The sequence below is a fragment of the Pseudoalteromonas sp. S8-8 genome, from assembly GCF_000497875.1.
Classification (GTDB): Bacteria; Pseudomonadota; Gammaproteobacteria; order Enterobacterales; family Alteromonadaceae; genus Pseudoalteromonas; species Pseudoalteromonas arctica.
This window is the reverse complement of sequence record NZ_AUTR01000067.1, coordinates 1-13,426: the sequence shown is the minus strand read 5'-3', so window position 1 is coordinate 13,426 and position 13,426 is coordinate 1. Positions and strand designations below refer to the sequence as shown.

The following is a 13,426-nucleotide window of genomic DNA, read 5'->3' as shown; positions in this document are numbered from 1 at the left end:
TATGACAGAATTATCGCCTAAAACAGTACTTGAACAACTTAAAAAGCAAACATCATCTCGTGTCCAATGCTCATTAGATGCAATTTTTCAAGTCTGTACAGAACAAAAAGAACGCGGCTTAAATGAATTTGGTTACTCTATTATTGCACGCCTTGGCAAAGGTCGTGGTGTTCCGGCAGCTCAAAGTTTGCGCAATAAGACCGGAGAACCATACCAAATCTTGATCGCGAGTTTTATAGATTCAAACTTCAAACCGGATAAATCAACAATTAGTTTGAATAAAGGAAAAAGCTTCTCTTGGATAGAAAAATTAAAAGACCCTGTAGTTAGGCTGCAAGCTAACATTCTCTACTCTCAAAAATTAGCAGCTGAAAAACTAGTAAAGGAAATTGTACCGATTGATCAAGTCATAGAATTTTATGACGGTGGGTCGTCTTCGTCACCACACTCAAAATTGACTGACTTAGAAAGAGAAGCTCTTGAATACCTCATATCTAAAGAGTTTATGCGCCGAGCTGGTTTGGAAGTGGGGCCAAACGGTAGTATATTATCAAGTAATGATAAAGATAATTTTCTCCCGGTTGCAATTTTAGATGCTGTTAAAAAAGCATTGCAGTATTTGTAATAGTGGGATGGGACAAACCATTTGTATACGAATCTAATAACGCGTGAAGGATTAGAAGGTCTTAATAAAGAGCTTAATTATCTTTGGCGCGACTACAGGCCCGAAATAACAAAAAAAGTAGCTTGGGCTGCTAGTCTTGGCGATCGTTCAGATAATGCTGATTATAAAGAAAATAAAAGGTTACTTAGACAGATAGATTCTCGAATTAGGTTCCTTAGGAAACGCATCGAAGCAGTCAAAGTTATTGACTACTCTCCTCAACAAGTCGGCAAGGTTTTCTTTGGGGCATGGGTAGAGGTTGAAAATGATAATGGTGAAACAAAAGCTTTTCGCATAGTTGGCCCTGATGAGATCTATGGTCGTAACGATTACATTTCTATTGACTCTCCTATGGCCAGAGCGATGCTAAAAAAGGAAGTTGATGATGATTTTCAAGTTAAAACGCCAGTAGGGATAAAAGAGTGGTTTATTAACAAAATTGAGTATAAGTAAAGAGCTAGTACAGCTTATGCAACAACTAACTTGAAAAACTCCGAAAGAGAGTATTTATATTTCAGCCTTCTGAGCTTTAGTCATCAAAATCTCTTTTGGTATAAAGACGGTTAGTCTGCTTAGAGCGATAACCGGACATTGATAATTGCGCTATATAAGTCGTTATTACTCAAGTGATACTGTGTTAAGTCTTTCTCTTTTTTATATAATAAAATAACTTAACTCAGCATAATATTTATGATTGGCACTAACTTATACTATTTGCTATTAATAGAAGCTCATAAAATAAGGACGTTTTCACGCTAAAATAGGGAAAGTGTCCTCTGATAAAGCTGTTAGTTTACAAAAAGGATTTTGGTAGTGTTTGAAAGTATTGCGATCTATTCAGGGTTAATTGCAACAATCTGGATCTTCATTGGTGTTTATGTTGCGAGCCGATTTTATAATGGTTACAGCCATTCTAAACAATTTTGTAGTGAGTTAGGCGCAACAGGCAGCCCAACAGAAAAATTGTCTCCCTTAATTAATAATTACCCTCTAGGCTTTTTCTTTTGCTTTTTCGGTTGGTATTTGGCGCAGCTATCAAGCGTTTCAATTTTAGTAAATATTGCGGGTTGGTTAGTTATAGCTCATGGCATTGGTACATGGGTAGCAGGGTACTTTCCTATGGACGCTGATCCATTTACTAAAAATCCAACTTTTAATTGTAAGGTACACTCTTGGGCTGGTTTTATTATGTTATTGTCGCTAGTTGTAGCACCAATATTAGTAGCTATAAGTCCAACAACAGAAATTATCCCACTATATTTCCGTATTTTTTCAGTTGTTTCTGTTATCGCTGCTGTTTATTATCTATTTGCTATGGCTAAAGCCTTAAAATCTCAAAGTAACCCTGGAATTCATCAACGTATTTCTTATGGTTTTCAGCTAATTTGGCTAAGTGCCTTTTCATTAGTGTTAGCGTAATTGTAAACTAATCGGGTAGCCGGAGGTCTCTAATCTCCAGCCCCCACACCACCCATCATGCGGGTCCGCAATGGGCGGTTCATCTCCCGTAATGGATATTGATCCAAATATCTTTCAATGACACTAAACCTTGTGACGCTAAGTAATCATTACCTAGCGCAATGTTAATTCCTTTTGTTTTTGAGCTTCTACAAGGGCCTTTACTGGTGATACCACAGGCTATGGCGAGTCGTTCGCTAACACCCAATTTCATTAAACTGCGTACTTTGGTGCGAGGTTTACGCCATTGCCGCCAGTAGCACATTCTTATACTACGGCGGATCCAATGATCTAAATCCACTGTTAGTTGATAAGCGTTAGCTATTAGGTAGTAGTGTCCCCAGCCGCGTAAATACTGCGTGAGTTTATGAATTTGTACGGTCATTGAGATCCCCCAGTTGCGGTTAGTGAGCTCTCTTACATTTGCTTTAAATTTCTTTAGCGCCTGTTCGTGGATCTGCACTTGAGCGTAACGGAAGGTAAACCCGAGAAATTTCGAGCCTGATACGGGACCGACTCGACTTTTCGATTCATTCACTTTGAGTTTTAATCGGTTAGTGATAAACGCAGTAATGTCCCGTTGGATTATTAGCCCTTCGCTTTTCGTTTTTACTAAAATGATTATGTCATCAGCGTAACGTGCAAACTTAAGGCGTTTGTAGGTTAACTTCTTATCTAATTCATCGAGTAAAATGTTGGAAAGCAAAGGGGATAATGGCCCACCTTGAGGGACTCCCTTGGTTGACTCAAACCACAGACCGGTTTCGCGCTCTGCTACCCCTGCTCGCAGATATTTACCGAGTAGGCGCATGAGTGTTTTGTCTTTGATTTTACGAGCAACACGATTCATCAGCATGTCATGGTTTACTTCATCAAAGAACTTAGACAAGTCGATATCAACCGCTGTTTTATAACCTTGTTTAACACAAGATTGAACATGGCTCACTGCTTGACTGGCTCTTTTATGATGGCGATAACCATAACTATGTGGTGAAAATAGAGGCTCAAAGTAAGGGCTAATCACTTGAGCAATAGCTTGTTGGATCACTCTGTCGATAACAGAAGGGATCCCAAGCATTCGCTCACCGCCATCGGGTTTGGGTATCATCACGCGTTTGACTGGCAAGGGTTGATAAGTGCCGCTAAGTAATTGTTGTTTAATACCCAGCCAATGTAACTTAGCGAAGTGATTAAATTCTTCAATACTCATATTATCAATACCCGCAGCCCCTTTATTGCGTTTAACATGTTGCCATGCTGCACCAATATTGTGGTTGCTTAGTACCCTTGCCATCAGGTCACGATCTGTTTGGTTATATTCATTCGAGGTATTATTCACAGCAGAACGCTGTTCATCACTATCACAACACGGTGATCTATGTGAATTCAAGTTCAATTGTAGTATCTCCTCTGGTTAAGATGTTCAGGCCTTCACCGTGTCCCCTCCATTACGATGGGCGTTTGGCTACTATGCCGTCTGCTGACTTCTGATAAATCACTCTAGCGATTACTCGATAAAGCGCGTCTAAACTAACGCTTGTTTACTGCTATTTCGCTCGCTATAGGTCGCAGTAACCAAAGCGCCAAGGGTTGAACAACCAGTCCCTACTGGTAACGCTACAAGCGTTAGCGCGTATGCGTGTTTATCAGATCTCCCCGGATAAGGAGCATCGACTTTCTCTGCACAACTGCATCATTTACGGTGGCCGTTAGATCACATGACTTCGCTATCTTGTGCTAGCTCGTCTCCAGCCTACGCCTCATATGATGTTTTTGTTCATTAGCTCGCAGATTTGCTAGGGGCTTCCTCCGAACTATCTCTCGCGATTTAGCCCTTGCCATTCGCTAGTAGTTATCGTTTAATAACAGTGTGTTATTTAAACGGTGATCTTCCTACAGAGGACTTTCACCTCATAAGTCAATGCCCATGTCGGGCGTACACAAGGACAAAAAACAGTTGGTTTTTGCTCCTTCGTCGCTAATTTTAACCAACTATTTTTTGCCTGTTAACAGGGCGTTACGTGTCAAATAAGGGTGGCGTTAACCTATGAAGGATGAGAAGTATCAAAGAAGCATTGGCTTACAATGCCCCACTTGCGGTTGCACTGACTATGAGTATGAGCAAGGCGTTGATGAAACTATTGAGCTTGCTAAATGTGCGTCTTGTGGCCGTGAACTTACAAAGGATGAGTTAGTTCATGAGAACAGTGAAAATATTCAAGAGCATGTTTCTGAAATAGGTAAGAAAGTTACTGAAGATCTAGCAAAGGAGCTGAAAGCTTCGCTAAAAGAAGCCTTTAGGGGCAGCAAAAATATAAGGATTAAGTAATGCCAGTAACAGTTGATGCCGGTGACATTATTGCTGGTCTTGCACTATTAATGTCAGCTTATGCAACCTGGCGTACCACAAGCTTTAATGAAAAACAGAAATCCCTTATCGAAAGCCAAGAAAAGCTAAATAACCTTTTGCTCGAGAAAGAAGAAAGCGAAGCTGTTAGTGGCAAAAAGGCCGATTTGGGTGCATCGTTTGTAAAGCTCGGCAGCAACAAGCACCGGCTGAAGATTTGGAATAAGGGTAGTGCTACTGCAAGGAATATCAGGTTAGAGTTTCCCGAAGGCAATGATGTACTTATACAATCCGATGTAGATGAAAAGTTTCCCTTAGAATCTATGGAAAAATTTCAGTCTGTAGAGTTGATCGCATCTGTTCATATGGGAACTAAAAGTAAGCACGTTATTCGTATAGTTTGGGAAGATGACTCGGAAAACCATAATGAAAAGCTCGTATATCCCACGCTGTAAACACGTAACAAGCGCGTCAATTAGGACGCTAGCAAGCTAACGCTTATTAAGCGGGCGTTATGCGATTTTTGAATGGTTCAGCTTTTAAGTAGAAGGATTATATAAGTTAATGACTAACTCGAATGAACTATATGCCCGCGATGATTTTGTTGCATGCGGCTGGAACTATGATGTAGCGGTTGAAAATCATTATGGGTACTCCTCTGTTATGCGAAGCCTTGAAGAGAGTGCTAAGGAAAAGTTAGAGTCAGGGTTAGAGGAGCAAGGAAAAATCCTGAGCTTATTAAGTCGTTCTGCCTCAATGATGCTTTCTCCTACCAGCTTAAATGAACCTTTCAAGCCTTACTTTCAAGACTTCCAAGCAGGAAGACGATCACCGCTTCCGGAAGACTTTACTGAAGCCGAACTGCAGTTTTTTGATGAAATTCTGGAAGATATTGCAGAGCCATGGCTAAAGTCACGGTTAGCGGATTTACTATGGTTATGTAAAAAACCTAGAAATCCAGATTATGCCAAAACAGCAATTGATTCGTATACTTCTCATGGTTTGGATTCTGACACATGGCATCGTGATGTAAACGATTGCTGGGAAAGGGCCGCAAGACTTTGTATGCAACTAAGAGAGTTTGATCGACTTGATGTAATCAAGAATCAACTATTCGCTGCATTTAGACTTGAGCATTCGAATTGTAAGTTCATGACCTTATGGCTTGCTGAGTTGATGGATAAGCTCAATATTGATTCTGATTTCAAAGACGATATCGCCTCTACGCTATTTAATAGTGGAAACGATTTAGTGGATTTGGGTGACTTTAATTCTGCTAGATCTTATTACGAGTTGTCGGCCAAGAAATACAAACAATCTGATGATGAAAATGGATGGCTAGAATCTCTTGTTGCTCTAGCTGATTGCTTTGAGAGAGAGGCAGACTCTAGGGCTGCTGGCAGTAATATGGTTGCAAACTCATTTTATGAAAATGCAATACAGGCCTATCGACGTATTCCTACAAAGCATCGTGACGGTTTTAACGTCAGCGAAATAATCGATGGTATTCGAAGGAAAATATCAGTAACAGGAAAGGAATCTTTAGGTGAAATGGGTTTGGTTAAAACCCCAGGAGTAGATCTATCAGATACTATTGAAGCGTCCAAATCCCATGTATCTGGAAAACAGTCAGTGGAAGAGGTATTAATCTACTTTGCAGGGCTGTCCTCTGGCCCAAATTACAATGCCTTACGTTCAGGTGCTCAAGAAAGTATGCAGGATGACCCAATAAGTAGTTTATTCGGCTCCACGCAAATGAGTAGCGATGGACGTGTTGTTGGGAAAACTCCACCGATGAACCTTAATGCAGGTGAGGGTGACCAAGATAACGAGACTGTGTTAAACAGGCAGGTTCAGCAACACTTTGGAATAGAGACTCAATTAGTAGTAGAGGGGCAAATATTACCTGCATTGCGACAGATCTTAATGGAGCATAGAGTGACAAAGGAGCTATTACAGGCTCTTTGTCATCATTCTCCAATTGTCCCTGAAGACCGTACATATCTCCTAGGGCATGCTTTGTGGTTAGGCTTTGAACATGATTTTGGAAGTTCTATTCATTTGCTATGTCCTCAAGTTGAGCACATCGTTCGTATGAAATTAAAAGAAGCTGGTGCTCACACTAGCAACATAGACCGAGATGGTATTGAGCATGAAAACGGTCTCAGTACATTAATTGAACTCCCTCAAGCTTCTCAGGTATTCGGAGAAGACTTATGTTTTGAGTTAAAAAGTATATTTACTGACTCTCTGGGGGCGAACTTAAGAAATGAAGCTGCTCACGGTTTATTAAGTGATAATTCTTCATCATCAATATCAACTGTGTACGCATGGTGGATGATCCTCAGAATTGTTGTCCACTCCTTAGTCGGGGCAAATGGAGCTCACGAAGAGGAAGTTAATGAGCCTTCCTGTATTCAAGGCGCATAACATGTTGCTGCACTCGGAAAAATTACTCGCTACGCTCCCAATTTTCCGGTGAGCAAGGCGTTATGCATAGCAAGGAGTAGGCTTGGTTCATATCGAAAGCCCCACAGCAATAATTGTCACCGTAGGGCTTTTAATAGTCTTCATGTTCTTCGGCTTCAATCTATTCATGATGGTTTTAGAAAGAAAAATTTCTTTTTCTGAATTAGAACAGTTAAAAAAACAGTTATCTGCAATGCTTAGCAAAACTAAGAACCCTAAAGAATATAAGCTAGCAAGGCTCTATTTATGGGGTAGCATTTTAACTCTTGTCGGGTTTATGGCTTATTTGGAGCTTGGCTATGCATAACAAAGCAATTAATTTCGCACCTGCGGTGCCGGACACAAACTCGCTGGCTGTGCTCGTGCCTCGCTATTTTAGCCAACAAGTTTGCGCTGTTTATTCGCGGCGTTATACGTTTAGGGAGGTTTGGTGAACGGAATCTGTGCTTTATGCCATAAATCGGAAAAACTGATAGATAGCCATTTTATGCCTAAAGCTGTTTACCGAACTATTAGTAAGGGGTTCCCTGAACACGGAGAGAACATCGTTTGGATTTCAGGGCATGAAAAATCTGCAGCCTACACCTCAAAGCAAGCAAAGAAACACTTACTTTGCGCCAATTGTGAAGCTGCCTTTTCTAAAAATGGTGAAGATAAAGTTCTCCCTTTTATGGCTAAACCTAATGGCTTTAAATTGGCGACAAAGATAAAAAAGTTTAAAAAACTATCGGGTGTAAAAGATGAGGTTTGGTGTTTCCCCTCTAGTGATGACTACGCTTTAGGTTTTTTGTATTTTGCTGTCAGCATTGCTTGGAGGTTATCATCTACGGATTGGAGCAATTATGGGATGCCGGAGACAAAAAACTCAATACGTGATGAGAGTATGTTGTCTTTCTCTAAATTTTTACTTGGAGAAACAAAACTTCCGAGTAATACATTTTTAGCCGTATACGTAGACAATCAAAAAGTTGATACACCGTCAATGGGATTTCCAATCCGTTAAAAATCATACTGGTTATCAGCATATTGTGTTTAATATTCCAGGATTAAAATTTAGTTTGTTAGCTGGTAACGATCCTGGAGCAGGAATTCTAGAAACGTTTTCGCCTAATAAAACGAATGTATATTTCGTAAGTCGAAGTTTAAAAACACACCCAGATTATAATTTTGTTGCTGATTTTCTAAAAACTAAAGCTGTAGCTAAAGGGCGATTAGCAAAAGAGTTCAGTGCAAAAAACGTATAACAAGTGACTATGGTTACGACCGTCCACTCATGGCACTTAGCTGAACTTCGCCAAAGAGCTACAAGCAAACATTGAATTATTGGTTTTAATAATTAGCTTTTAACTAAATTTAAATAAACTTTAAAGCTGGTAGTTTGATTATTTGAACTGACCTCTATATCTCCACCGTTTGCTTGCGCTAGAGCTTTAACTATTGCAAGCCCTAAACCTGCTCCGTCGCTGTGTCGTTGCCGCGACTTATCAGGTCGATAAAAACGGTCAAATAAATAAGGTAAATGCTCAGAAGGTATTCTCTCCCCTGTATTAATCACTGAAATGCATATTTTTTCAGCGGTGGTCATTTCGCTGTTTACAGTGATTGATGAGCCTTTTGGGGCGTACCTAATTGCATTGGATAGTAAGTTTGATAATAATTGGCGAAAGTGCAATTTGTCACAATAAAAACAAAGGTTTTGACCTTTTTTATTAAATGCAATCAATGAGTCTTCAGCCAAAGCGTCAAAATACTCAAATAACACTTCAATTTCATCATGGCTTTTTAGAGTGTTTTGAACGGGTTTAATTAGCCCATTTTGAGTTTTTGCGAGCCAAAGCATATCACTAACCATTTTCGTTAATCGCTCGAGTTCTTCTAAGTTAGAAAACAATAATTCTTGATACTCTTCCAACTGCCTTTTTTTAGATAATCCAACCTGTGTTTGAGTAACTATATTTGTGAGTGGAGTTCGTAGTTCATGAGCAATATCACTAGAAAAATTTGATAAGCGAATAAATTCACCTTGGAGCCTGTCGAGCATTGAGTTAAACGACTGCACCATATTAACAAGCTCAATAGGCACTTTATTTTCATCGAGCCTTACATCCATTTTATTAGTTTGGATATCGTGTATTTTCTGACTTAAACCTCGTAAAGGGTTTAATCCTTGATGTATAGCAAACCAAGCCACCAATAAAATGAGTACCGCTGAGCCAAACATAATGGCCCAAAGGCTTTGCTGAAATTGATTGAGAAAGTGTAAATGAAAGCTCATGTCTATCGCTGTAGTAATTTTGTATTGCTGTTGCCCAGTACTTAAATTACTCACCAGAGCTCGGTAGGTGTGGGTATCATTTTGCCATGAGGTAATGTTGTTACGGTTAAAGCCAGTTGAAGCCTTAGCACTCATTACAAAATCACTAAAATCTCGTTCAGAGCTTTGAAAAATGAGATCTCCTTTTGCGGTATTTACCTGATAGTAAACACCGTGATGACCCGCTACAGCGTTAGATAATTCATTTTTAAGTTTCAGGTTTGATTTATAGTGTTGTGTTAAAACTAATTCAATAGATTGATTAATAACATGCAGTTCACTACTATCTTGCTGGAAAAAGTGATGTTTTATCGAACTATTTATTAAGGTGGCAACTAAAGTTAAGCACGCAATAACGGTTACAGCCACAAACAACACAACACGCATCGTAAGTGATAAAGGCCGTGACTTAATAGCCATCAGTTTCAACCTCTAATTTATAGCCCATACCACGAACTGTATGAATTAATTTAACAGTAAAGTCATCATCAACTTTTGCTCTTAGCCTACGAATGGCAACATCAATCACATTGGTGTCGCTATCAAAATTCATATCCCATACTTGAGAAGCAATTAACGAACGTGGCAGTACTTCACCTTCGCGCCGTAACAATAGTTCAAGTAAGCTAAATTCTTTATTACTCAATAAAATACGCTTGCCTGCACGTTGTATTTTTCGCTTTGGAATATCCATTTCTAAATCAGCAACTATCAGTATATCGTCAACTGTTTGTACTGCACCACGGCGAATAAGAGTGCGTACTCTTGCTAAAACTTCAGCAAAAGCAAAAGGCTTTATTAAATAGTCATCAGCACCAAGTTCGAGCCCCTTTACTCTATCGCCTATGCTATCGCGAGCAGATAAAAATAGTACTGAGGTTTTGTTATCTGCTTCACGTAGCGACTGTAAAATTTTCCAACCGGATACGTCAGGTAACATGACATCAAGTATTATTACATCAAATAATTCGGTCATTGCTAGGTGATGGCCGTCAAGACCATTGCGCGCCAAAGAAACCTGAAAACCAGCTTCACTTAGTCCCTGTTTTAAATAATCTCCCGTTTTTGCTTCATCTTCAACAACTAATAAGCGCATACAATTCCTTCATTAAAGTCCTAACAACTACCTCTGCAAATATTATGCAGTATCTGTCACTACAGCAACATGACACCAAGATTACAACTTTGTAATGTTCGCGTCATGTTGAAGACAGGTCTATTTTCTATACTCAATACATATTCTGCTATGAAGGAGTAAGGAAATGGGGTTTAAAAAGTCATCACAACAGGTTAGCACACCACGAAGACGATTTGTTCAAGGCATAATTGCAGGTGGTGTACTTGCTGCTTTTCCGAGCGTGTTACATGCTGCATCATCTTTAGTAGCAGGAACACTAACAGGCACTGTGCCCGAATTAAGCGGCGAAGTCATAGATCTGGTCATAGATGAATCGCCGGTTAACTTTACCGGCGTAGTACGTATGGCGACAACAATTAATGGTTCTATACCCGCTCCAACCTTGCGCTTAAAAGAAGGTGATGATGTTACTATAAGAGTAACAAATAACTTATCAGTACCGAGCTCTATCCATTGGCATGGCATCATTCTACCTTATCAGATGGATGGCGTGCCAGGTATCAGTTTTAAAGGCATTATGCCGGGCGAAACCTTTATTTATAAATTTAAGCTACAGCAAAGCGGTACATATTGGTATCACTCCCACAGTGGTTTTCAAGAAATGACAGGCATGTACGGTGCATTAATTATTGAACCGCGAGAAAACGATATTATTAGTGCAGATAACGAACATGTTATTCAATTATCTGATTGGACTGATGATGACCCTATGGCGCTGTTCCGTAAATTAAAAGTACAGAGTGATGTATTTAACTTCAATCAACCTACTGTTCCAGAGTTTTTCGATGACGTTTCAAGCAGCAGTATTTCAAATGCTCTACAGCGCCGAAAAATGTGGAATCAGATGCGAATGAACCCTACAGACTTAGCTGATTTATCTGCATCAGCAATGACTTTTTTAATGAACGGTAGTACTCCAATGGCAAACTGGCGTGGATTATTTAAAGTCGGTGAAAAGCTTAGGTTAAGGTTTATTAATGGCTCTAGTAATAGCTTTTTTGACGTGCGTATCCCCGAGCTAAAACTGACGGTTGTACAAGCAGATGGGCAAAACGTTGAACCAGTGACAGTTGATGAATTTAGATTCGGCCCTGGTGAAACCTATGACGTGATTGTTGAGCCAAAAAATGATGCGTATACGATTTTTGCTCAAAGCATGGACCGCTCAGGTTACGCAAAAGGAACTTTATCAACGGCACCTAATATTGATGCGCCAATACCTGCTCTGGATCCTGTTGAGTGGTTAACGATGACCGATATGATGGGCAATATGACCCACGGCGGTGAGCATTCTGCAATGGCTGGTATGTCAGGCATGAACTCTAAAAAAATGGATCATAGCGCAATGGGCCACGGTGCAATGGCGATGGATCATAGCAAACATGGTATGTCTGAAAACCCATTGGCGGTTGCCAGCTCTAAAGTGCGTCATGCAAAAACGGAGTATGGAGCTTCAGTTGATATGCGCGTTGATATGCCTAGAACAAATCTTGATGATCCTGGTATTGGTTTACGTAAAAATGGTCGCCGTGTTTTAACACTTGCAGATTTACACTCACTTGAAGGGATCACTAACCAGCAAGAGCCAGAAGCTGAAATTGAGCTGCATTTAACCGGCAACATGGAGCGTTATAGCTGGTCATTTGATGGCTTAGAATTTGGTAAAAGCACGCCAGTGCATATGAAGCATAATCAACGTTTAAGAGTTATTTTACAAAACGATACCATGATGACACACCCTATGCATTTGCATGGTATGTGGAGTGATTTAGAAAACGAGCAAGGTGATGTGCAAGTGCGACGTCATACGATTCCTGTTCAACCCGCACAAAGAATCAGCTTTTTAACCACCCCTCACGATGTAGGTCGCTGGGCTTGGCATTGCCATTTATTATTCCATATGGATGCCGGTATGTTTAGAGAGGTAGTCGTATCATGAAACAATTAAAACTATCTAAATCATTCGGTTTATTAATGTTAACTGGGGCTTCATTAATTAGTTTCCCTTTATTAGCGCAAAGTGAAATGGCACAAATGAATAGCGCTAAGATGCAACCACAAGGAGGAAGTGCACCTAAAGATGCAAGAGACCCTCATGCTTACTCTGCGGGAACAACTTTAACAGAAGGCCCATATGCGCTTGAGGGCAATGAGCGATTAACACTCGCTGATGAGCATCCATTTTACGCATTACTAGGCGATCGTCTTGAATATAACGAGCAAGCAAATGCAGGTGTATTTGACTTACAAGCATGGTACGGCACTACCTTTGATCGATTGGTAGTTAAAACTGAGGGGGATTTCAGCGAAGGAAGCCTTGAGGAAAACCAAACCGATATTTTATGGGGTCACGCCGTATCAGCATATTGGGATACTCAAGCAGGTGTTCGTCTTGATTACAATAAAGAAGGTGAAAATCGGCAATGGTTGGCTTTTGGCTTACAAGGTTTAGCCCCTTATTGGTTTGAACTTGATATGACAGCGTACGTAGGTGAGCGAGGCAATACCGCATTTACGTTAGAGGCAGAGTACGAACTACTACTCACGCAAAAGCTAATTATACAACCGCGAGCCGAAATTACACTTTATGGCAAAAACGATAAACAAAACGAACTTGGAAGTGGCCTATCAAGCAGCGCGATTGGCTTTAGGGTTCGTTATGAGTTTACACGCCAGTTTGCGCCCTATATTGGCGTTGAATGGAGCAATAAATTTGGCAGTACCGCCGACTATGCCACATCAAGTGGACAAAGTAGCAATAACACCGCATTTGTTGCGGGTATTAAATTTTGGTTTTAATCATTTTAAATAAGAGGTAATTATGAAGTTATTTAATTCTGCAGTAGTTATTTTAGGTTTAGTGCTTACATTTTCCGCATCAGCGCATATATCACTCAAGCAATCAACACCTACGCAAGAAGCCATGTTAATGCAAAGCCCAGAGCAACTTTCGTTAACTTTTGGTGGTGAAGTAAGGCTAGCAAAAGTCATCATCAAAGATGAAAAAAATAAATCAATAAACTTTGATTTCAAACC

General features: G+C 40.1%; 15 protein-coding genes. 12 read left to right on the top strand and 3 right to left on the bottom strand.

Annotated features, from left to right (window positions below):
- The first annotated feature begins 1 nt into the window (after window position 1).
- From gmtX to L659_RS0120055, 3 genes are all read left to right on the top strand, one after another.
- On the top strand, window positions 2-625 hold the full coding sequence (gene gmtX / locus L659_RS0120065) for a gamma-mobile-trio protein GmtX (protein ID WP_024591676.1): 624 nt from the start codon (window positions 2-4) through the stop codon (window positions 623-625).
- A gap of 21 nt (window positions 626-646) precedes the next feature.
- Window positions 647-1,117 (top strand): transcription elongation factor GreB, encoded by a 471-nt coding sequence (gene greB, locus L659_RS0120060; protein WP_024591675.1) that lies wholly within the window; start codon window positions 647-649, stop codon window positions 1,115-1,117.
- A 360-nt stretch (window positions 1,118-1,477) separates the two neighbouring features.
- Window positions 1,478-2,083 (top strand): DUF998 domain-containing protein, encoded by a 606-nt coding sequence (locus tag L659_RS0120055; protein ID WP_024591674.1) that lies wholly within the window; start codon window positions 1,478-1,480, stop codon window positions 2,081-2,083.
- Between the two features lie 79 nt (window positions 2,084-2,162).
- On the opposite strand, the gene ltrA is transcribed toward L659_RS0120055, so the two are convergent.
- Window positions 2,163-3,461, bottom strand: coding sequence for a group II intron reverse transcriptase/maturase (gene ltrA / locus L659_RS0120050; RefSeq protein ID WP_231388459.1), 1,299 nt, complete (start codon window positions 3,459-3,461; stop codon window positions 2,163-2,165).
- 708 nt (window positions 3,462-4,169) lie between these two features.
- Here ltrA and L659_RS0120045 point away from each other — a divergent pair.
- The 6 genes from L659_RS0120045 (at window position 4,170) to L659_RS1000000123960 (ending at window position 8,182) form a co-directional block, all read left to right on the top strand.
- Window positions 4,170-4,451, top strand: coding sequence for an ECs_2282 family putative zinc-binding protein (locus tag L659_RS0120045; protein WP_024591672.1), 282 nt, complete (start codon window positions 4,170-4,172; stop codon window positions 4,449-4,451).
- Entirely contained in the window at window positions 4,451-4,924 is a 474-nt protein-coding gene (locus tag L659_RS0120040; protein ID WP_024591671.1) for a hypothetical protein, read from the top strand. The genes L659_RS0120045 and L659_RS0120040 overlap by 1 nt, the downstream gene beginning before the upstream one ends.
- Window positions 4,925-5,033: 109 nt before the next feature.
- Window positions 5,034-6,899, top strand: coding sequence for a DUF4209 domain-containing protein (locus L659_RS0120035; RefSeq protein WP_024591670.1), 1,866 nt, complete (start codon window positions 5,034-5,036; stop codon window positions 6,897-6,899).
- Between the two features lie 82 nt (window positions 6,900-6,981).
- Window positions 6,982-7,245 carry a hypothetical protein gene (locus L659_RS0120030; RefSeq protein ID WP_024591669.1) on the top strand — a complete coding sequence of 88 codons (264 nt, stop codon included), beginning with the start codon at window positions 6,982-6,984 and terminating at the stop codon, window positions 7,243-7,245.
- A gap of 123 nt (window positions 7,246-7,368) precedes the next feature.
- On the top strand, window positions 7,369-7,941 hold the full coding sequence (locus tag L659_RS01000000123095) for a hypothetical protein (RefSeq protein WP_231388458.1): 573 nt from the start codon (window positions 7,369-7,371) through the stop codon (window positions 7,939-7,941).
- A 25-nt stretch (window positions 7,942-7,966) separates the two neighbouring features.
- The gene (locus tag L659_RS1000000123960; RefSeq protein ID WP_231388457.1) at window positions 7,967-8,182 is read left to right on the top strand and encodes a hypothetical protein; all 216 of its coding nucleotides are present in this window, start codon (window positions 7,967-7,969) and stop codon (window positions 8,180-8,182) included.
- Between the two features lie 92 nt (window positions 8,183-8,274).
- Here L659_RS1000000123960 and L659_RS0120020 read toward each other — a convergent pair whose 3' ends face one another.
- Together L659_RS0120020 and L659_RS0120015 are read right to left on the bottom strand one after the other, a co-directional pair.
- The gene (locus tag L659_RS0120020; RefSeq protein ID WP_024591668.1) at window positions 8,275-9,672 is read right to left on the bottom strand and encodes a heavy metal sensor histidine kinase; all 1,398 of its coding nucleotides are present in this window, start codon (window positions 9,670-9,672) and stop codon (window positions 8,275-8,277) included.
- A complete protein-coding gene (locus L659_RS0120015; protein ID WP_024591667.1) occupies window positions 9,662-10,348 on the bottom strand; it encodes a heavy metal response regulator transcription factor in 687 nt (228 codons plus the stop codon). The genes L659_RS0120020 and L659_RS0120015 overlap by 11 nt, the downstream gene beginning before the upstream one ends.
- Window positions 10,349-10,514: 166 nt before the next feature.
- Between L659_RS0120015 and L659_RS0120010 the strand changes: the two genes are divergently transcribed.
- The 3 genes from L659_RS0120010 to L659_RS0120000 all read left to right on the top strand — a co-directional run.
- Window positions 10,515-12,329, top strand: a complete 1,815-nt coding sequence (locus L659_RS0120010) for a copper resistance system multicopper oxidase (protein ID WP_024589686.1) — start codon at window positions 10,515-10,517, stop codon at window positions 12,327-12,329.
- Window positions 12,326-13,189 (top strand): copper resistance protein B, encoded by an 864-nt coding sequence (locus tag L659_RS0120005; RefSeq protein WP_024589685.1) that lies wholly within the window; start codon window positions 12,326-12,328, stop codon window positions 13,187-13,189. The genes L659_RS0120010 and L659_RS0120005 overlap by 4 nt, the downstream gene beginning before the upstream one ends.
- 22 nt (window positions 13,190-13,211) lie before the next feature.
- Window positions 13,212-13,426: copper resistance CopC family protein (locus L659_RS0120000; RefSeq protein ID WP_024591666.1), on the top strand; the 215-nt coding region annotated here is incomplete at its 3' end.

Bases quoted from the DNA above. Each gene is read 5' to 3' on its own strand.
- gmtX (WP_024591676.1), top strand. From the start codon at position 2: ATGACAGAATTATCGCCTAAAACAGTACTTGAACAACTTAAAAAGCAA.
- L659_RS0120045 (WP_024591672.1), top strand. From the start codon at position 4,170: ATGAAGGATGAGAAGTATCAAAGAAGCATTGGCTTACAATGCCCCACT.
- L659_RS0120040 (WP_024591671.1), top strand. From the start codon at position 4,451: ATGCCAGTAACAGTTGATGCCGGTGACATTATTGCTGGTCTTGCACTA.
- L659_RS0120035 (WP_024591670.1), top strand. From the start codon at position 5,034: ATGACTAACTCGAATGAACTATATGCCCGCGATGATTTTGTTGCATGC.
- L659_RS0120020 (WP_024591668.1), bottom strand. From the start codon at position 9,672: ATGGCTATTAAGTCACGGCCTTTATCACTTACGATGCGTGTTGTGTTG.
- L659_RS0120015 (WP_024591667.1), bottom strand. From the start codon at position 10,348: ATGCGCTTATTAGTTGTTGAAGATGAAGCAAAAACGGGAGATTATTTA.
- L659_RS0120010 (WP_024589686.1), top strand. From the start codon at position 10,515: ATGGGGTTTAAAAAGTCATCACAACAGGTTAGCACACCACGAAGACGA.
- L659_RS0120005 (WP_024589685.1), top strand. From the start codon at position 12,326: ATGAAACAATTAAAACTATCTAAATCATTCGGTTTATTAATGTTAACT.